This window comes from Candidatus Saccharibacteria bacterium oral taxon 488 (assembly GCA_013100805.1).
Classification (GTDB): Bacteria; Patescibacteriota; Saccharimonadia; order Saccharimonadales; family Saccharimonadaceae; genus Nanosynbacter.
In genome coordinates this window covers 216,652-237,367 of record CP040000.1, presented here as the reverse complement: position 1 = coordinate 237,367, position 20,716 = coordinate 216,652, and the positions used below count along the sequence as shown (strand labels likewise).

At 50.5% G+C, this 20,716-nt stretch carries 17 protein-coding genes; 5 read left to right on the top strand and 12 right to left on the bottom strand.

From position 1 onward, the window contains the following. The first annotated feature begins 1 nt into the window (after position 1). Positions 2–832 (top strand): hypothetical protein, encoded by an 831-nt coding sequence (locus FBF27_01185; GenBank protein ID QJU09032.1) that lies wholly within the window; start codon positions 2–4, stop codon positions 830–832. On the opposite strand, the gene FBF27_01180 is transcribed toward FBF27_01185, so the two are convergent. Beyond that, complete coding sequence (locus FBF27_01180; GenBank protein QJU09031.1) at positions 808–1,887, bottom strand: peptide chain release factor 2; 1,080 nt, start codon at positions 1,885–1,887, stop codon at positions 808–810. The genes FBF27_01185 and FBF27_01180 overlap by 25 nt on opposite strands. A gap of 35 nt (positions 1,888–1,922) precedes the next feature. Between FBF27_01180 and FBF27_01175 the strand changes: the two genes are divergently transcribed. After that, positions 1,923–2,552, top strand: a complete 630-nt coding sequence (locus FBF27_01175) for a hypothetical protein (protein ID QJU09030.1) — start codon at positions 1,923–1,925, stop codon at positions 2,550–2,552. A 17-nt stretch (positions 2,553–2,569) separates the two neighbouring features. Then, positions 2,570–3,109, top strand: coding sequence for a hypoxanthine phosphoribosyltransferase (hpt, locus tag FBF27_01170; protein QJU09029.1), 540 nt, complete (start codon positions 2,570–2,572; stop codon positions 3,107–3,109). A 46-nt stretch (positions 3,110–3,155) separates the two neighbouring features. Here hpt and FBF27_01165 read toward each other — a convergent pair whose 3' ends face one another. The 7 genes from FBF27_01165 to FBF27_01135 form a co-directional block, all read right to left on the bottom strand. Then, positions 3,156–4,451: a hypothetical protein gene (locus tag FBF27_01165; protein ID QJU09028.1), complete on the bottom strand. Its 1,296-nt coding sequence runs from the start codon at positions 4,449–4,451 to the stop codon at positions 3,156–3,158. Between the two features lie 92 nt (positions 4,452–4,543). Continuing rightward, positions 4,544–5,908 carry a UDP-N-acetylmuramoyl-L-alanine--D-glutamate ligase gene (gene murD / locus FBF27_01160; protein ID QJU09027.1) on the bottom strand — a complete coding sequence of 455 codons (1,365 nt, stop codon included), beginning with the start codon at positions 5,906–5,908 and terminating at the stop codon, positions 4,544–4,546. Positions 5,909–5,977: 69 nt separating this feature from the next. After that, entirely contained in the window at positions 5,978–6,649 is a 672-nt protein-coding gene (locus FBF27_01155) for a hypothetical protein (protein ID QJU09026.1), read from the bottom strand. A gap of 139 nt (positions 6,650–6,788) precedes the next feature. Then, positions 6,789–8,066 carry an insulinase family protein gene (locus tag FBF27_01150; GenBank protein QJU09025.1) on the bottom strand — a complete coding sequence of 426 codons (1,278 nt, stop codon included), beginning with the start codon at positions 8,064–8,066 and terminating at the stop codon, positions 6,789–6,791. A 33-nt stretch (positions 8,067–8,099) separates the two neighbouring features. Beyond that, a complete protein-coding gene (secA, locus tag FBF27_01145; GenBank protein ID QJU09646.1) occupies positions 8,100–10,724 on the bottom strand; it encodes a preprotein translocase subunit SecA in 2,625 nt (874 codons plus the stop codon). A 137-nt stretch (positions 10,725–10,861) separates the two neighbouring features. After that, positions 10,862–11,707 carry a hypothetical protein gene (locus FBF27_01140; GenBank protein ID QJU09024.1) on the bottom strand — a complete coding sequence of 282 codons (846 nt, stop codon included), beginning with the start codon at positions 11,705–11,707 and terminating at the stop codon, positions 10,862–10,864. Positions 11,708–11,734: 27 nt separating this feature from the next. Beyond that, the gene (locus FBF27_01135; protein QJU09023.1) at positions 11,735–13,648 is read right to left on the bottom strand and encodes a hypothetical protein; all 1,914 of its coding nucleotides are present in this window, start codon (positions 13,646–13,648) and stop codon (positions 11,735–11,737) included. On the opposite strand from FBF27_01135, the gene FBF27_01130 reads away from it, so the two are divergent. Further along, positions 13,579–15,498 carry a VWA domain-containing protein gene (locus FBF27_01130; protein QJU09022.1) on the top strand — a complete coding sequence of 640 codons (1,920 nt, stop codon included), beginning with the start codon at positions 13,579–13,581 and terminating at the stop codon, positions 15,496–15,498. The genes FBF27_01135 and FBF27_01130 overlap by 70 nt on opposite strands. Positions 15,499–15,510: 12 nt before the next feature. Beyond that, positions 15,511–16,443, top strand: a complete 933-nt coding sequence (locus FBF27_01125) for a hypothetical protein (GenBank protein QJU09021.1) — start codon at positions 15,511–15,513, stop codon at positions 16,441–16,443. Between the two features lie 9 nt (positions 16,444–16,452). Here FBF27_01125 and raiA read toward each other — a convergent pair whose 3' ends face one another. From raiA to FBF27_01105, 4 genes are read right to left on the bottom strand one after another with little or no spacing between them, the layout of a single operon-like run. Continuing rightward, a complete protein-coding gene (raiA, locus tag FBF27_01120) occupies positions 16,453–16,827 on the bottom strand; it encodes a ribosome-associated translation inhibitor RaiA (GenBank protein QJU09020.1) in 375 nt (124 codons plus the stop codon). A gap of 21 nt (positions 16,828–16,848) precedes the next feature. Then, positions 16,849–17,364, bottom strand: a complete 516-nt coding sequence (locus FBF27_01115) for a hypothetical protein (GenBank protein ID QJU09019.1) — start codon at positions 17,362–17,364, stop codon at positions 16,849–16,851. Positions 17,365–17,382: 18 nt separating this feature from the next. Further along, positions 17,383–18,678, bottom strand: coding sequence for a serine--tRNA ligase (gene serS, locus FBF27_01110; GenBank protein QJU09018.1), 1,296 nt, complete (start codon positions 18,676–18,678; stop codon positions 17,383–17,385). 45 nt (positions 18,679–18,723) lie between these two features. After that, positions 18,724–20,547: an exosporium protein gene (locus FBF27_01105; protein ID QJU09017.1), complete on the bottom strand. Its 1,824-nt coding sequence runs from the start codon at positions 20,545–20,547 to the stop codon at positions 18,724–18,726. Positions 20,548–20,716 lie beyond the last annotated feature (169 nt).

Sequence of the window (20,716 nt, the reverse complement as noted above, 5' to 3'; positions counted from 1 at the left end):
TATGAAAACTTCAGCCACATTACTCAATCGCCTCAGTATCATGTTTATCGCCCTCAGTATCATCGGGGTCGGATTAATGATTATCAGTAATATCAGCGTACCATTCCTGCCGGATACGTTTGACGCGGCGCGACCGCAAGACACCTGGTCATGCTGCGAGGCTCCTGGACAAACTGCCAATGCTCTACGCTGGCCACTCTTCCTGGTCGGTGGACTATTCCTATTTATCAGTATCGTCTGGGGTATATATTACCTCGGACGTGGACTACGACAGCTCGTGGGGCAATCACCTGATGAGTCAGCGCAACCTGTACGGCGCACCTATAGGATACTGGAGATTGGCTTGCGACTATTGGCGCTACTTATGGTCATGTCGCTTAGCGCCACGCTCATATGCCTATTCCTCACACCCCACGTCACGCTACTACAAGACATAGCACAACACAGCGGTATTTTCGTATATATCATGTACACTGCGACTGGACTGCTCCTGACTACTGGCTGTCTCGCCTTGCCGCTTTATACGCTTATTGGCACCAACCGCTGGCAGAACAAGGCAATTACCGATAGTAACAAGTGGCTCGCACGCCACACTTCAACATTAGTATGGTACGGCCTCGCCATGGTGTGCTTTCTGGTGGGTACATGCGCGTGGCTCTATTACATCATCGGCGATGACACCAACCGAAAATATCCGATCGACGTTCTCGTCAGGCAAGCTGCTTGGCCGTTTGGTGTACATTTCTTGTCCGTCATGGTCATCAGCCTCATCGCCTTTGCCGTGATGATCACCATTGCTGTCTTCCGTCAGCCGCGCGATTCGCGCAAATAAGCCGCCATAAACTCATCAACATCCCCATCCAGCACCCCTTGAGCGTTGCGGTTCTCGTGCTTAGTGCGAGTGTCCTTGACCAGCGTGTATGGGTGCAGGACATAATTTCTGATCTGGCTGCCCCAGTTGGCCGACTCGCCAGCCCTGAGGTCAGACAGCGTTTCGGCGTGTTGTTCTAGCTTCATCGCCAGCAACTTGGATCGCAAAATCTTCAGCGCCGTTTCTTTGTTCTGAATCTGCGAACGCTCATTTTGAATCGCCACGGTAATGCCCGTCGGTACGTGCGTCACCCGCACCGCCGAGTCAGTGGTGTTCACTCCTTGGCCGCCCTTACCGCCCGAGCGATACACATCAATCCTCAGATCATTCGGATCAATCAAAATTTCATCCGGCGTATCAATCTTTGGCAGCACCTCCACCAGCGCAAAGCTAGTCTGGCGCAAATTATCAGCATTAAACGGACTGAGGCGCACCAGCCGATGCACGCCATTTTCTGAGCGTAATTTCCCGTAAGCAAACGGCCCAGAAATCTCCAGCACCGCCGTCTTTATTCCGGCATCATCATTGGTCGAACGCTCCAGCGTGTCAACTTTCATCCCCGACCGCTCCGCCCAACGCAGATACATCCGCTCCAACATCGCCGCAAAGTCCTGAGCATCCAGCCCGCCTACGCCCGCCGAAATCCGCACCACCGCCTCGCGGTTGTCGTATGGGCCGCTAAACAGCAAATCGGTCTTGCGCCGGGTAAATTCTTGCTCTAATGCCGTCACCTGCGCCTCAAACTCCGGCAGCAGATCATCGTCGCCCAGCTCCATCAACTCAGCGATATCCGCCAGCTGCACCCCCAGCGTCTGCCACGGCTCAACTGTCTGGCGCAAGCTAGCTGCCTTTTTAGCCAAGGCCTGCGCCTCGTCCGGATTATGCCAAATCTCCGGCTGATTAAGCCGCTCGTCCAGCGCCGCCAGCTCTTGCTCCAGCGCCGCAAAATCCAGCGCCGCCTTGGCCTGTTCTACTTCTGACTGCAGGGTCTGGATGCGTTTTTTAAGTGGCTGCATGGGTACTATTGTAACAATTTTGCTATACTTTTTGTATGAAGATTGGCATATTTGATACGGGAACTGGCGGCAAATTAGTAGCAAAGAGGCTGAAAAAATTACTGCCACAGCATTCGTACATCACGGCGATCGACCGCGAGCACGCACCGTACGGCAATCGTTCACCGGAAGAGATTATCACGCTAACCGATGCCGCCATCCAGCCGATACTATCATGCGACATTATTGTTATAGCATGCAATACCGCCACGACTAACGCGATTAGATCGCTGCGGCAACGTTACACAGACGTATGCTTTATGGGCTTTGAACCGATGATCAAATCGGCCGTCATCTTGACCAAATCACATCATATTACCATGCTGGCGACAAACGCCACCAAACACAGCCAGCGTCTGCGCGCGCTTATCAGTGAATATGCTACTGGCGTTCGCATCGATACGCCAGACACCCGTGCGTGGGCGCAGATGATTGATCAAGGTTTGGCCGACGATATTGTGCTTGATGAAGTATCGGCCAGTGTTGCGGACGGCAGCGATGTTATTGTTCTAGGCTGCACGCATTATCTGGCAATTAAGAGGCGGTTACAACGCCTTTTTCCGCAATGCCGCATTCTTGAACCCACTACAATTATCGCCAAGCGGATTAGCGATTTTGCTAGCTAATTGTTATACTTATCCTAATGAATCAAGACATTGCTAAAATCCTCGTGACTACTGAGCAAATTAACAATGCAGTGGCGCAGCTGGGCCGAGAGCTGACGGCAGAATATCGTGACAAAAACCCGCTGATCATCGGTATACTGCGCGGTGCAGCACCGTTTATGATTGATCTAGTGCGAGCGATGGACTGTTACCTGGAAATCGATTTCATTGACGTCTCTAGCTACGGCGACGCAACTGAATCATCCGGCGCGGTCACTATTCTCAAAGACATTGATAGCGACGTTACTGGGCGGCATATTTTGCTGGTCGAAGACATCGTCGATACCGGTCGAACGTTGGAAAGGTTGCTAGAATTATTCTCTGGTCGCGGTGCGTCCTCAATCAAAGTCTGCTCACTACTCGACAAACCCGAACGACGTATCGCCAACGTTACCGCCGATTACGTCGGCCTGTCAGTTCCTAACGAATTCGTCGTCGGCTACGGCCTAGACTTCCGCCAACAATACCGAAACCTACCGTATATCGGAGTGTTGAGACCTGAGGTGTATCAGGGATAAACTAATACACCACTAGTAATGAACCTGAAGAAGTTCATTACTCTATCTATAGTATAGAGTGGTATCTCACAGCAAACTGACCAGATAGCCTAGAGGCTGATTGCACACGATCACGCCATACTCTTTCAATGACCGACTTATGATCTTCATGCCACTTTTCTAATTCTACAGCTCTGGCCGGGTCAAGCTTACCGATAGCTTCCTTAATCACGAATTCTGCATCAGCAGGACTTAGTGGAGATTCGATCGGCCCAGCCGTTGCCAACTGATCATCACAAAGTAATGCCCTATAAAACCTTCTCGCGTCTATCGTATTCCCCCTAGCGCTATGGCCTGTTTTCCTAATAGAGATATAATACTCTTCGCTACCATAACCTTCAAAATATTCTATTTTCTCAAAATTTCCATATTTATCATAATACGCAGTCGGGGTTTTTCGTTGCAAATCTGCTTCTTCATAGCCACTCAGAATATGCTGAGCATCTTCATCACTCAATTCTCCCATACCAACAGCAAACTCAACAGCTTTTTTAAACTGACAAGGAGATGCAAAGCAGGCCTGAAGAGAATCTTTATCAAGCATCGAATAAGTTGAGCATCCAGACGTATCATCAAACCCCCTAAGGTAGAAATTGTATCCATCTAAGCTAACGATGATACTCTCCTCCTCTTTCCCATGACGAATGGTACGATGTACTTTATTCTCAGAGTCAGCACAACGAGGCTCAGGTATCTCTACAATCGGTAACTGCAGTCTATCGGCATGCATATGCATTGCCTGCGCAAGATGATGATTTACCGGCTCACCTTTTGGTGTTACTTTGTAGAAAAAACCAACGGTTTGCAGCTGGTGACCCTCGTGTTCGGCAAGAGCCACGACTTCATTATGAGCATACTGTGAAGTCCTATTTAAAAGTTCATTCGGATCTATAATACCACAAATATGGCCCTGTTTTATGAGCAGATCTCGATTATTGTTACGAGCACTCGCATCAGCTCCAGAAGTTATGACTATATTCTCTTCAGGAGCATCAATAATAAGCCCACCGCTCCCCCAAGTGGCGGTGTGGTCTTGGTCGATCAATGACATACTAGCAGAAACCCTATCTCCAATGCGCTCAGGTTGTTTATACATAGATATCGATTGGTCTCCTGACGCCTCAGGACCAAACCCCTCCATTGAATCCAAGGCACAACCAGCCATGGCGCCTATTTTGGCAAATGGATTAATAGCGTGAACAAGATATCGGAAATGTTTTGGGCTATGTTCTTTTGGATCAGTCGTTTCACCCCAAAGACGCGGCTGATGATATTGTTCAATAGGCCTATCTTTTTCTGACATGACAACTATTATACATATTTTATTGTAACATGTCAATGTTTTAGTCTAAGATGTTGCTCAACTACGGCAGATCTTTATAACAAAACTACCACCTACAACTTCTCCACCGCCGCCACAAATTGCTCACCGCGGTCGACGTAATTTTTGAACATACCAAAGCTGGCGGCCGCCGGGCTGAGGATGACAACATCGCCTGGGCGAGATAATTGACTGGCTTGGGCGACGACATCCACCATCGTTGTCTGACCGAGTACTACTGTTGTCGCCGCGACCGATGCTTGATGCAGCGACTGCTCAATCTTCGCCGCGTTTTCCCCGATGATAATCACCGCCCGCACCGTTTGTCTGGCAATCTCCGTGGCCATTTCATCATAATCCGCCCCCTTGTCGTACCCACCGACGATCAGCACTTTCGGCGCTTCAAACGCCCGCAGCGCCGCAATGGCACTGCCTGGCGTGGTAGCGATACTGTCATCGTAATACTTCACACCATTTTTCTCAGTAACAAATTTTAATCGATGTGGCAATCCCGTAAAACTCTCTAATCCAGCCGCATACTGCTCGTCGGTCACCGTGATCGGCAATTCTGTCACTGCGCTCATCGCCGCACAGGCGTTCTCGAGGTTGTGCGCGCCCGGCAGCCGTAAATGATCGGTGCGACAAATCCGCCGATCTTGTACGCAAAAGTAGCCATCCCGGACATACACCTGATCCTCATCAGGGACAGCATAGCGGTACGCGAAATTTAACTCATCATCTCCGCAGTATTCGCTACATGTCTCACAGTCACACCCATACAATAGCCTATCAAGCGGCGCGGTGGCTACCTCCCGTGAGTATTTATTCGTTGGATGATATAAACATGTATCAATAATGCCCTGGTGACGACAAATATTTTTCTTGGCATCAAGGTACTCGGCAAAATCCGTATGCACCTCCAAATGGTCCGGCTCAATCATCAATACCACGGCAATAGTTGGCGATTTCTCGAGATCCCACAGCTGAAAACTTGATAGCTCGTACACAACGAAGTCGTCTTTTGTGATGTTTGGTAGTGCGTCCAGTGCCGGCACACCAATATTCCCAACCAGATGCACCGTCTGACCGGCCGCCCGCAAGATCGCCGCGATCAGACTACAGGTCGTACCCTTGCCTTTCGTCCCCGTCACGCCAATAATCGGCGCTGGGCATTTGTCGAAAAACTCATTGGTCGCCGACCATATTTTGCCCGACGTTTTGAGTAGCCGCGGCGGCACACCCGGTGCTCGCACCACCATATCGGCATCCTGCAGCTGCTCGGCGAACACCGACTCACCAGTCCGCACTGCCACGCCATCCGGCGCATTCTCGACCGCTTTCTGGTCAGCAATCACAAATTTAGCATCAGGAAAAGCCTGCCGAAAATATCTCAAACTTGATATACCCTCAAGGCCATAGCCAGCGATAACGATCTTCATAGTTTCTATTATACCACCGAGAGCAGTTGGGACATCAGAAAACGAGCACTCGGATACGGCTTTCTTTTACTAAAACCCGCCCCGAATAGCATGTTCACCAATCTCCCGCAGCCCCACCTCATCACCAGCCGCTACTTCACCCCTTTCTTCTTCGCTGATTTGTCGTGGATATACGTTAGCCCTAAAAATTACCGAGCCATACGGAAGCATTGGGAGCGGGTCATAGCCGCCATCAGTATCCCGTCTAATTGGATGTGCCGTGATAGTGATATCTTTAGGGAGAAGTCCGGAGTCTATATGTGGCTGGATTTGCTTCATCATATAGCCCTCAACGCAGCCCTTCTCACCCTCTGTATCCAACGAATTCCTATCAATATGAGACTCTTCACACACTTTCAGGAGAAAAATTGCGTCCTCCATATGCCGCACACCCCCCTGTTTATATGCATCGGTATTTTCAAGAGGCATTGATACCTCAACCCGACCACGAGAAGGATCGACAGGTTGCCGTCCATCTATAATACTCGTACGCAGATCACGTACTGCACGATACATCGTACCTACGAGCGGCAAGACATCCCGACCCTCTAGTATCTCATGATTTCTAAAAGCCTTCCATATTTGGTCGGCAACTGCATCACTGCGCGCCTGATCAGCAGCCATTTGATCAAGCAATCTCGCTCGCTCCTGCTCAGATATTGCTGGATCGAGGTCGGTCCCTACTAGATTATGTTCACACATGTTCTGCTCCTCTCGCATTGCGACTGAGTAAACCGGCCATTCCAAAGACAGTCCACTCACCTCAGTCCAACTGAATAACCCCATAGTAATAGTAATACACAAGGGTCGTCTTTCTCAAGCATAAGCAGGAAGATCCCGCCTAAAACAACCCCTCAAGCTTCTCCTGCAGTCGCCCAAGCAGCTCTTTATCGCCGCTACTCACGCCAGCAAGCACCCAGGTATTTGCTGCAAAAAACTCTCGCGCCACCCGAACAATTTGGTCAGCGGTCACTGCCAAAATCGCTGTCGGCACGCCCTCATAATTCTTGACGAAATCATCGGCAAAATAACGCCCGGTATAAAAATTGCTGACCTGCGCTACCGTTTGCGCCCCCATCTGATAGCGACCCAGCGCATACGACTTGGCATTCTCGATATCCTCTGAGGTGATCGTCCCGTTCAACACCCGGCGCAGCTCACGCACGATGATATCGAACAGTGCCTCGGCTGTCTCGAGGTTGACCTGGCCGCCAAAGTCCCACGCCGAATCATAAAACCCGACCGAAGTGTCGCTGAACACACCGTAAGCCAGCCCCTTCTTGCGCGCCGCCCCGAAAATCCGCGAACTCATCGTCCCGGTCAAGATATGATTCAAGCAGCCCATAGCGTCAGAATCCTCATCGCTCAGCTCACGCGGCAAATTCATCGACCAGCCAAATGTCAGATTCGAGGCCTCCTTGCGGTGGATAAAAATCGGTGCGGCACTCGACAGGTTATCGTGCGGAATGGTAAACCGCTCGCCCGGCTCTAGCTGCCACTGCTCCAGCGATTCACGAATCGTCGCCATCCGCCCAGTCAACTTGCCCGCCACCACAAATCGCATATTGTTGAGGGTATGTGTCCGCCGATGGTGCTCCTTGATATCCTTTAGCGTAATCGCGTCAATCGTTTTCAGCCGCTGATTATATGTCAAAATATCCTCGCCCAGTGCCTGCTGCACCCGCGGCCACATCACACGGTTATGGTTATTGAGATAGCCGGTCAGCTCGCTCCGAACGTTACCCTTCTCGGCCTCTAGTTCTTCAGCATTAAAGCGCGGCGTAGTAATCGCCAGCCGCTGCAAATCCAAGATCCGATCCCATTCAAAATCCGCGCAGGCCGCCTCGTACACCATTGAATAATCAGAGGTGAACGCGTTATGATAGGCGCCATTCTTGGTAAACTCCTGCTCATACGCGTGCTCCGAACGAAACTTCTCATTCGCCCCGAATGCCATGTGCTCCATGATGTGCGCCGTCTCGTAGATGTCCTTGTCGCGAACGTAGCGATTGCCCGCCCGAAACTGCACCTGAAAGCTCATCACTGTCGCGTCCGGCACATCGATAAACAAGCCTTTCGCACCATTTTTCAATTTTATTTCTTTGACCGTATGTTTCATCTGTCTGTCGCTCTCTGCCCACCGGTTTTAGATTTATTTGCGGTTCTTTTTGCGGTTTTGGCGCTGCGTTTTTTTCTTCTTACGTGCTTGGTTTTTGGCGCGGTTCGACTCGGCGTTTGATTTACCCTTTTTCACCGAAAAGTCACCGTCGCGATTTTCCTCGCCCGCACCAACTTCATTGACACCGCGCTCAACTGCACTTTCGGCTAGGCGCGTTAGCTCGGTATCATACTCATCATCCTGCGACTGACGAATCACCGCGTCAGATCTATGAATATGAAAAATTGTGTTCAGAACTTCGTTACGCAGATTTTCCTGAAGGCTGGTGAACAATTTTTGTGACTCCGCCCGGTATTCTACTAACGGATCGCGCTGCCCAACGCTGCGCCAGTGAATGCCTTCGCGTAGGTGTTGCATATTCTCTAGGTGCTGCATCCACAGGGTGTCGAGCACCGCCATATACACCTCGCGCTCCACACCGCGCAACTCTTCAGTACCGATTTCTTCATCTTTTTCCCGGTAGGCCTGGTGTGCTAGTTTCAGGGCTTTTTGGAGGCGTGGACGGTCTTTTTTCTCGCGGCCAACCTTGCGCACGGCCGCCTCATCGACCGGAAAGGCCGACGTAAATTCCTCGATAAACTTCGGGTTGTTTTTGGTTGGTAGCGTCACTAATTCTTTGACTCTGTCACGCAACAATCGCTCAATTTCCGGCTGAATATTGTCGCCTTCAAGGATTTTTCGCCGCATCGTGTAGACCACGCGGCGGTGACGATTAATGACGTTGTCGTACTGAACAACATTTTTGCGCGTATCAAAGTTGTAGCCCTCAACGCGCTTCTGGGCTGCCTCCAACGTCTTTGATACGGCACGGTTTTGAATTGGCGTTTCTTCGTCGACACCCAGCCGGTCCATCAATGCAGCGATGCGCTCGCCTTGGAAAATTCGCATCAAATCGTCTTCGGTCGACACATAGAACTGCGTTTCACCTGGGTCACCCTGACGACCACCACGACCGCGCAGCTGATTGTCGATGCGTCGTGATTCGTGCCGCTCTGAGCCGATCACCACCAGGCCACCCAATTCCTTGACGCCCTTGCCCAATTTAATGTCGGTACCACGTCCAGCAATGTTTGTCGCTAGCGTAATGGCGCCCTTTTCACCAGCCTTCTCGATGATAGCCGCCTCGCGCTCATTATTCTTAGCGTTCAAAATCTCAAACTTGATGCCTTCTTTTTCCAGATATTTAGCAATCTGCTCGTTCTTAGCGATTGAACCAGAACCAACCAGCACCGGCCGGCCTTGCTTATGATAATCCTTAATAGCTTCGGCGACTGCCTTCAGCTTGCCCTTTTCGGTCTTGAAAATCAGGTCTTCTTTATCGTCGCGAATAACTGGCTTGTTCGGTGGAATCTGGATAACGTCCAGTGAATAAATTTGTTGAAACTCTTCCGCCTCTGTAAATGCCGTACCGGTCATACCGGAAAGTTTATTATACAAACGGAAATAGTTCTGGAACGAAATGGTCGCCAGCGTCATGCTTTCTTCCAGCACTGGCACACCTTCTTTCGCCTCAATTGCCTGGTGTAAACCTTCGTTGTAACGGCGTCCTTGCATCAAACGACCAGTGTGCTCATCGACGATGATCACTTCGCCATCATTGGTCACCACATAGTCTTTGTCGCGCTTGAACAATGTTTGTGCTCGCAGAGCCTGGTCCATATGATAAACGCTGCGCACGTGATCTGGCGTGTACAAATTTTTTATACCCAGCAGTTTTTGGACTTTTTCCACGCCCTCATCAGTCAAGGCCACGCTGCGGCGCTTTTCATCCAAAACATAGTCCTCTGGCACTAGTTTACTGGCAACTTTAGCGAAGGTGTAGTAATTGTCCGGGTTCTCCGCTGCTGGCGCCGAGATGATCAGTGGCGTCCGCGCTTCGTCGATCAGAATTGAATCCACCTCGTCAACAATGGCAAAGTTCAGCTCGCGCTGACGTAATAAGTCAACGTCGTTAACCATGTTGTCACGCAAATAGTCAAAGCCAAACTCATTGTTCGTACCGTAGGTGATATCGGCCGCATAGGCTTCCTTACGAGTGACCGGACGGAGCTTGCGCATGCGCGGATCGTCGTGATGCTCATTATCATACTCTTTGTCATACACAAACGACGCTTCGTTGATGATCACGCCAGTTGTCAGGCCTAAAAAGTCATACACCTGGCCCATCCAGCCAGCGTCGCGCTGCGCCAGATAATCATTGACGGTCACCACATGAACGCCTTTTTCCTCCAGTGCATTCAGATAGGTCGGCAGCGTCGCCACCAAGGTTTTACCTTCACCGGTCTTCATCTCAGCAACATTACCCTCATGAAGGACCATGCCGCCGATTAGCTGGACGTCATACGGGCGCTCACCGATGACGCGCTTGGCCGCCTCGCGCACCACCGCAAAGGCATCTGGCAAAATCGTATCCAGCGTTACGTTTTTCTTCGTCAGACGCTTTTTCAGCGTCTCCGTCTGCGCCTGCAACTCTTTGTCTGACAGTTTTTCATATTTTTCAGACAGACCGTTAATTACGTCAACTTGCTTCTGCAGCCGCTTCAAAATCTTCTTCTGCGGATCGCCAAAAATCTTACTCAGCGCCTTTTGTTGTGTCATTGCCATAAACTCAAAACTCCCTCACTTTCAGGCATTTTCAAAAACTGTATATATTATACCGTGCAGGGTTGGAAAATTAAAGAGTATTTAGATGTGGAGTTAATCAAGGCTCGCCCATACAACACTCAACTATGCGATCACGCCGCCATAGCCCGCGAGCCCACATCCTCCATCTTTAGCGAGGTGCCACATCCACGGATCGCCATCAGCCTGTCAGAGTCTGGATTATTCCAGCCAATGTGCAAAGCGCAGGCGTAATAATTGATACTAAACTCACTGGCTACCCATGAACTGACACCTCCGGTATCTACCGGCGGCATACCTTGACGAACGCGATGCATTTGATAGGCAGCATAACCAACTACCGGTACTATCGCCTTGAGTCGTTTTGTCTGATTATAGGATAGACCCTGATCCTGTGGCTGTTCACGATTAAACAGCATAAAAGCTGTCCATTTATTATCTCCTACAACTGGCAGCTGCCAGTTGTTCATCGTACCTTTCATTATACCCTCCCAGTTATCAGCGACTTCGTCATCTACGAATAGTCGACGGGCATATCTTGTCGACTTAATATTAGGTTTGGGCTCATACGCCTTAGAAACAAATTGACACGTTGCACCTAACGGTAATGTCAACGGCGTTACCACTAAGTCATAATCTGATAATTGCTCTTTCAATTCTGCCAAATGCCCAAAATCAATACCACCCTGCGCCAGCTGATTTGGCGACGGCATATTAATATCGGCTTCGGCAAAAATCGTCTTATAATCCTCGAGGTCTCGCTTAAATAGCTCTTTAATCTCTGGGTTCGTTATGACTTCCAGCGCGCCAAAGCCATTCTTGACCTCCCTAACAGTAGCATCAAGCGCGGAGATCGCCGCAGAACCGACATCCTTACTCGTATGGATATGTCTCTCATGGGCTTTATCCCAAGCGTTCCCAGCAGCGGTGAAAATTTCCGGTGGGAGAATTTCAGCCATACTCATATACTTACCCTAACTAAAAAGCTAATCAGCTCTTCTCTGTCTATAGTCATCTTCTGCCAACCCCGGCCTCTTTCTTAGCATTTCCTCTGGCAGCAAATCATGATACTCAAGGATATGATGCATCACCTTACGGTCATTCTGGTTCTTGATGCCATCCAGAAATGTTTGGCACGCCCGCTTCAGCGACACCACTCCATAACTGCCGGCAACTTTTCGTAAAATGTCCACCATGGTGCGCGGCGCCAACACCGTTTCCTCCAAGCCAGGACGATTATCCACCATTGTCTCCGTATCGATGAACTGATCGTAGCCTTCGCCATTAGTACCGCTAAATATCTGTTGACTCAACCGAGCTGCCCTCACGAAATTCTCGAAATCCCCTTCGTCAATGTCTGGCGGCAGTTCGCCTCGCTGCGTCGCCACAGCCGCCATGGCCAGCTGAGCATTCTCACGCGGATATTCGTCATAGCCCTTGTCATGGTCAGGGTAACGTACGCGATTGATATTCGCCCCAAACCGATTTTGGAACTCAACGCTCAAATCATCCACGCCCTTGTAGCGTTTGGATTTCTCATTAGCCGTGGCAATGACACAGAAACCCGGATGAACTTCCACGATCCGCCCAGAATCTTCCTGTACCGTAAATCTATCGCCTGGGCGCAGCTGCATGATTTTGTTCAAACGCTTCAACAGCTCTGGCGGCATGGCATTAATTTCGTCAAGGATGAGTGGTGTGCCCTGTTCCATAGCCCGAATGATCGGCCCTGGCACAAACTCGCTGACACTCGCACCATTTTCCTCGCGTAGCTCTTGCTTGCCCATCAACTGATAACTATTGACGTCACCATATGCACTGACGAACTCAGGTTCAACCCCAAAATACGTCTGCACCATATACTCCGCCATGGCAGTTTTGGCACCGCCCGTCTCACCGACGAACAACGTTGGCTCACCCCGCATCATAGCCGGCAGCGTTTCGTCAATAATTGTCTGCATCTGCTCGGTCATCAGTAAGCCACTATCTAGCTGTCGCTTCCACTCACGGACTTGTAAACGAGCCACTTCCTCCAAAAACTGCTCCCTGCTACTATTTGGTGGAATATCAATATTTTCATCGACCTCAGACAACTGCTTTTGCCATGCAGCTATTTCCTGCCTTTCGGCCGCCGTTAAAGAACGGCCTGTTTTCGCCGCTCTACTGCGCAAGTTTGCCATCTGCTCGCTAATATGCTGTTTTCTGCTTTGGGCGCGCAAAAACTCAGCCGCCGCGCGAGTCGCCGCCATCTGTTCGCCGCGATATTCCTTGTCAAATTCCTTCATGAGCACAGCGTCTTTGCGTAGCTCATGCAATTTGGCGTGGTACATATACCATTCTTCCAGATTGTCGGCTACATCAGGGTGTTCATCCTTAAAGCTTTCCCAGCGCTGCAGCTCCTCTTTGCTTGTGTCGCGCGGCATATGTTCTTCCCAATTTGGCTCCGCCAGACCCAGCAAAAAGTTCTCACTAATTTCACTGACGTCTATATCCGGCTCCTCCAAATCCGTCCGGCGCCTCGACTCATTGATACGCGCAATATGTGGCGCCGCCAGTCGCTCCAAGAGCTGCCGATCTCCTATGGCTGCTGTCCGCCAATCAGCCCTAACCGCCTGCATACTTTCCTGCAAGCCAGTCATCAGCTCCACAACACCATCCACCGTTCGATCATCCATGTCTGGAGAATAATAACTTTCTGAAACGCGAGGCTCAAGCCGTAATTCGGTTTCAGTCATGACAGGTTTTGATTCAACTGTTTTCATAGAGCATGTTGGTATTTTAATTATATAGTTCGTATTATATACTATGAGCATAAGGTTTGTAAAGAAAAATGACTGAAACACTACAGATACCAGCAAGTGATATAGAGCCACCGGAATTGACACCCGAGCAAGAAGCATTGGTCAAGGAATTCCGAGTTGCCCTTGATGATGCTGAAAAGTTTCTACTAGATCAAAAACCAGCAATCTGCCGGTTGACTGGTCTAGAGGTACGAGCTGTGGTTGGTAAAGGCTGGGCTACGTATCCTGAAACTAGCTTGGTTACCATCGATCCGTTATTCTTTATCGAAAAAGGCTATTCAGCCAATCACTGTGTTTTTGCCATCCTGCATGAACTAATGTCACATGTGCGCGATATCAAACGTGATCCCGTATTCGCGGCGCGGCAACATGCATTCATCATGAGTGGCAAAGACCCCCAGGAGCAGCAAGCAAGGAGCATCTTCAATAATATCCTGACCGATATCCATGGCAACAAACAGATTATGAACATGCTACCCGCCATGCGAGAGGTCGGTGCGGACCTTTATGATAATCGCCTATTTCCGACGGAGCAAGACGGCAAGATAGTTGATTACACCAACATACCAATGCACCTGCAATTTCTCTACAAAATTATCCGCCAGGAGATGATACCAGGTAGCGAAACGCCTGTTCGCCAGGAGGTCGATGAAGCCATAGACCAGCTGCGCAACTTTCAGGATGGGCAGTTTGACCTTATCTCGTTCCTGACCGATCCTGGCGCAAGGGGTTCTAATGGTAAAAAACTTTCTGGCAGCGACCGTTTTGACTATTGGCTTACGCAGATTTGGCCGAAATATGAAAAGCTCATACAGCTGGACGAGCAAGAGGCAAAGGACGCCCAACAGCAAAACAACAACCAGCAGACTAACAGCAACACCACCGAACAGCAAGATACTGACCCATCACAAAAACAAGACGGCAATCCATTCGTAGATGCCTACGCCGATTATTTTGACAACAAGCATCCCGAGCCATTCAGCCCCGAAGAACACGAAAAAATCCATAACACCATTGACAAAGCTGCTCAAGAAAAACGCCACGAAACCATGACACCCGAACAGCGAGAACGCGCCCGTCAGATAGCGGCCAACCGCCGCTATCAAGAGCAAACTGGACATTCACTACACAAAAAGCAGCATTACGATAACGAGGTCAAGCGGCTACATAGGCAGATTGATCAGATGCGCCAAGTTTTTCGCTCAGTCTTGAATGAAGCCGTTGCTACCCGCCGCGGTCTCAGTCGCCGCGCTCACCAGGATGGCGACATTCTTGATCCTAACCGCCTAGCACAAACCATCATTGACATTAAAAGTAGCGTCACTCCAGAAGCATTTCAACGCTATGAAACCGTCCGCGGGCGGGCGGAACTGAACTGCAAGACCGACTATTTCTTTGTATTCGACTGCTCTGGTTCCATGAAGGGCAAGCCAGCACAGGCTGCCGCCAGTTGCGCCGTCATCATGCTGGAGGGACTCGCCAGCATGGAGCGTGATGTTCGACGACTGGAAGAGCAACAAAATATTGATCTGTCCGACCTGTCGGTACGCACCTCACTGTATACATTTGGCTATGACGCAACCTGCCATAAGCCGCTTGGCAGCAGCCTGAATGATAAACAACGGCTTGACGCATATACAGCCATAACTGCAGCCAGTGCTGGCGGTACGGCAGATTATTTAGCCCTCCAGGAGATTGCTGATTTACCCCACAGTCAAGATCGTCAGCGAATTATCATTGTCGTGACCGACGGTCAAAGTAACAACCCCGGCGCCACCCAAGCAGCCATCAGCCAGCTTCGCCGTGACCAAAACACCGTAGTATACGGCGTATCCATTGGCTCAGACGCCGCTGAACAACTGTACGCTCCGAATGCCAAACTTATCAACGACCCTAAAGACCTGCCAAATGTGTTACAATCATTTATAGAAACAACGATTCAAACATAAAAAGAATAACATATGGCTAATCTCAATCTACTATCACCAGAAATTCGAGCCGCGGCGAATAATGCTTGGCAGAGAGCTCAGGAAGAACAAAAGGCCCAGTCTCTCAATACCAGTCAGGGTTTTGGTTCTGCAGCGCTCCTAAACACCCTCAATGCTGATGTGAGAGAAGCTAGAGAGAAAAATAAAACCGGGTTTAATAGTCTTGATACGATACCCAATCCAGAAACACAGCGAGCTTTTGAAAAAGCTTTTACTCTATCCGAGCGTTTGGTTGGCTACATCGGTCTTTCAGCGCCAACACCAGAACAAATGGTGTCTGTCGGTGTTAACCTTCAATACCTAGCCGAACAATTTGCGCTCATGGAGCAGGGAGAAGGTGTCGCCCCGCACGTTGTTTTGGCGCCCTACAGCCTCGGCAAGCAAAGCTGGCTGGCCATCGCTCGAAAAATGACTAGTGATACGAATATACCAAACAACCCCCTACAAATTAGAAAGCATGACCATGGATTACATATTGATCTGAGTATTAAAGATAGTGCTTGGCATAGCTCAGATCAAGTACCGACCTCAACAACAACCCCAGCATTAAACAGGTTGCCGACTCACCAAGATAAAAGTCACCCAAATATAAAGTGGACTCTTCGCCTCCTTTCTGGCAGAAAACGACCAAATCGCACCTTCATTTCCTACCAACAGAGCCAAGAGCAAACTCCTCCCATAGAACACCAGACTCTGGCTGAAGGTTTAACTGATAAACTTACCACTATACTAGCTGGTGATAAGCCAACCGATGAGAACTACTATTCGCTGTGTCAGCAGCCCGACCCAGATGCTACTCAAATCCTATCTATTCACTCAAACGTACACTACGGTCTAATATATATTAGGTGGGTAAAAACCTATCACAGAGACAGAGGGGTTGGTATTCGCTCCCCGATTGGCTAGTCAGCACCCCTACTGCTCGCGCTGGAAACCGCGCTTGAACCGTGCCAGTACGCCGCGGCTGCTGCCAACGTGCGCCAACACATCATCCTTGTATTTGCGTAGCTGCCCGTTCAGCTTCGCCTCAACGATATCGACTGCCGCCAGTACGTTCATTGTCGAATCTTTGGCGGTGATTTTCTTGTCTGGTACATTAATAATTACTTCAACCTCGTACTTGTTGCCGCCAGGATTATCAATCTGCTTGATCTTTACATCAGCGGTCGCGCTCTTGCGGGCATGTCGCGGTAAGTACTTGCCCAGCGCACCGATTTTGCGCCCAACGTATTTCTTTGTGGTATCTGTCAATTCGTATTTGACGCCAGTAATGGTAATATCTTTGATCATAATTCCTCCTCTTATCACGTGCTAGCGCGGCAAAACAACACCCGCGTCCTTCGCCATTTTTAGTAATTCTTCGTTAATAACGAGCAGCTTTTCTTTCGACGACATTTTGGCAAAGCTGGCGCTCATAAACGATTTGTTCGGCTTACCGTAAATAACATCGTATATCTCTTTAATGTCGTTTGTCAGTGCCTGCAGCTCACCTTCAACTCGACCGAGCCGCTCTTTGACCTCGCGCATCTCGTTTTCAACCCCATTGAGTCGGCTTTTAACTTCACACATCTCGCTTTTCAGGCTAGAGGCATCATCTTTCAATCCAGAGACGTCCTCTTTCAATCCAGAGACGTCCTCTTTCAGTCCAGAGACGTCCTCTTTCAGTCCGGAGACGTCCTCTTCAACCGAATCAAGCCTGGCCTCGATCCTGTCAAACCGCTTGTCATGCTCGTCAAATCGCGGCAAGACAACGGCTTCCAACGCCTCAACCACGCCATCAGCGATCGCGCTCTTGATCCATTGCTTGTCATCGTTCGTCAGTGCCATATACCCTCCTAGACTCCATTATATCATCTCGCGGCCATTCATATACGGACGAAGTGCTTCTGGTATCACGACATCACCCTCTGCGGTCTGGCAATTTTCGATAATCGCCACCATGCAGCGCCCCAGCGCAAAGGCCGTCGCATCATTCGTGTGGATCAATTCAACCCCGTTATCCGTACGTACCCGCGTCATCAAGCGGCGTGCCTGATAATCCGTCATGTAGTCAGCGGTATGCGTCTCGCGGTACTTGCCCTGACCCGGTAGCCAGACTTCCATGTCAACACCGCGCGCATTTGGCTTACCGATATCAGCGGTGCATTTCATCAGCACGTGGTATGGCAACTTCAGCTGGGCTAACAACCACTCTTGGATGGCAATAAATAGCAGGTGCTCGTTATAACTATCCTTTGCCTCGGTGAAACTCTCCATCTCCAGCTTATCAAACTGATGCATCCGAATCAGACCCTCCATATCCTTGCCGTACGTCCCCGCTTCTTTTCGGAAACTGGTCGCAAAGCCCAAGTATCGTAGCGGCAACTGTTTCGCATCAAAAATCTCACCCGCATGCATACTACCGAGTACATGCTCAGCACTTCCCTGGAGCCATAATTCCTCGCCTTCGATTTTGTAGCGATCATCACTCGGCTGGAGGCGATCCATCTGGTCATACGGCTCAGTCCGGATCATCAATGGCGGCAGTACTGGGATGAATGGTTTTGTGTTGACATCAAGGCCAGCCTTTTCGGCAATCTCTTTGATCACCGCTGGGTTCGTGAGAGATGTGATCACAAACTGGATAATCGCCTGCTGCAACAACACCAAATCCCCCATGACATAAGCAAAGCGAGCGCCAGCAACCTTGGCGGCGCGCTCTTTGTCGAGCCAGCCTTTTGCCTCGGCAATTTCGTAGTGATTTTTCGGCGCAAAATCAAAGGTTGGAATGTCGCCGACGACCTTGACTTCCACATTCTCGTCCTCGCTGAGACCAACTGGCACGTCGGCGTGCGGCATATTGGGGACTTGTTTGAGTAGCGCCATGTAGCGCTCTTCGACCTCGCCCAGCCGAGCCTCGAGCCCGCTCAGCTTGACCTTGATCGCCTTGCCTTGCTCGATCAGACCCGGCTCGGGCTTGCCGCCCTTCATCTGCGCAGCAATCTCATTACGCTGCTGGCGCAACTCATCAACCTGCCGCTGCGCCTCACGACGCTCGTCGTCTAATTGCAACAATGTCGCAATAGACACGTCACACCCCTTGTGTTTCGCCGCAGTCTGCACTGCCTCGGCGTTATCTCGAATAAAGCGAATATCTAACATGGTATCATTGTAGCAGATATACGATAATTTATCTCGCTAACTTCACTAGTTTGAAAGCTTGGTAATTGTCAGGCTTGCATCGCTGAGCTGCACGCTCTGGAGGTCTGATACGACGATCAACTTTAGTTTGGTGCCAGCCGTGGCCCGCATCATCCGTGAATATGGCAGCGTCGAACGACGGACACCAGCTTGGTTAGATGACCACGTGCCCTCTGGACGATCACCGTTCACATCATTAACAATTTGGTAAATATTACGCACTGGCGAGTTGTCAACGGTACGAATACTGGAACGGATGAAATATACACCGTCACTTGGAATGGTATACGTGTGATTCACTGGATCCCAGGTGCCACCGCCGGTATTCGTGGTGATCGTTGTCATCGGAATGGCTGTATAAGTGTCAGCATTAACATTCACCGCCGTGATGTTACCATTACCGACACCGATCGAGCCAGCAAACATCGTTTCTTGCGGCAAACTTCTCCACGCAACATCACAATCTGCTGCTGATTTTTTCATCAATACCTGACCAATTGACCCACCGGCTGGAATGTTTGATCCGGTAAACGTCAGCCCAATATTTGGCGTACCATTGCCCGTAACGTTGAGCTTGGTCGAACATGGCTGAGTACTATTTGTCACATTGACTGTTGCATTTGCACCAGCTTCACCCTTTTCACCTTTATCACCTTTTTGTCCTTGGGGACCAGCGTCGCCCTTCGGACCTTTAGCTCCAGGTGCACCGGCATCTCCCTTGGCCCCTTGTGGGCCGGCAGGGCCAGTTTCACCCTTAGCCCCTGGCTCGCCTTTGTCACCCTTAGCACCCTGAAGACCCTGTGGCCCCGCTGGACCAGTGTCACCTTTATCCCCCTTAACACCTGGTATACCCTGGGGGCCGGGCAGGCCCTGAGGACCTACTGGGCCGGTGTCGCCCTTGTCGCCTTTTTGACCTTGAGCGCCTGTCGCTCCAGTATCACCTTTAGCGCCTTTGAGTCCTTGCGGGCCGGCGGGACCGACTGGACCGGTATCACCTTTGGCTCCCTGAGGACCTGCAGGACCTTGTGGGCCATCATTACCTTTTTCACCTTTCTCACCTTTTTGGCCTTGGGGACCAGCTGGGCCTTGCGGGCCGGCAGGGCCAGTTTCACCCTTTTGGCCTTGGGCACCGGCAGGCCCCTGAGCACCTTGTGCGCCCTGGGCACCCGTTGCACCCTGTGGACCGGTATCACCTTTGTCACCCTTCGGGCCCTTTAGATCAGACAATGCGATGAGGTTATGCCAAGTGGCATCGCCTCTGTAGCGCCACTGTATATATAGTGCAGTTTTCTGTAGCTCAATCTCTCGTCCATCATTACCGGCATCGCCCTTTTGGCCTTGGGCGCCCGTCGCTCCAGTATCACCTTTAGCACCCTGTTGGCCGGCATCGCCCTTCTCGCCCTTATCACCCTTAGCGCCGGCGTCTCCTTTATCTCCCTTGGCGCCAGTATCACCTTTGTCGCCCTTATCACCTTTTTGACCCTGTTGGCCAGTGTCACCTTTGTCGCCTTTGGGACCCTGTGGGCCAGCCGGACCGACGACACCGTTGGCATCACCCTTCTCACCCTTGTCACCCTTTTGGCCCCGTGGACCAGCTGGACCCTGAGCACCGGTCGCGCCGGTGTCACCTTTTGGCCCGGTCGCACCGTTTTTACCATTCGCCCCATCACGGCCATTGGCTCCACGCTGCCCTGTGTTCACACCGTTTTTACCGTCTTTACCAGCAGCTCCGGCCTCACCAGTGTCACCCTTGTCGCCTTTCTCGCCCTTGTCACCTTTTTCACCCCGCAACTCAGAAAGAGAGACGATATCTTGCCAATCACCATCCATAAACTGCCACTGCACCTTGCCATTGCTTTGGCGCAGGCTAATCTAATCTGGACGAACCCCCTTGTAAAAGCGATTGCCGCCGCCCCATGGCCACCACCACAGCAGTAGAATGATTAGTATCGTGACGATAAACAAACATATTACCAGTTTACGACTCGCATATGTCTTG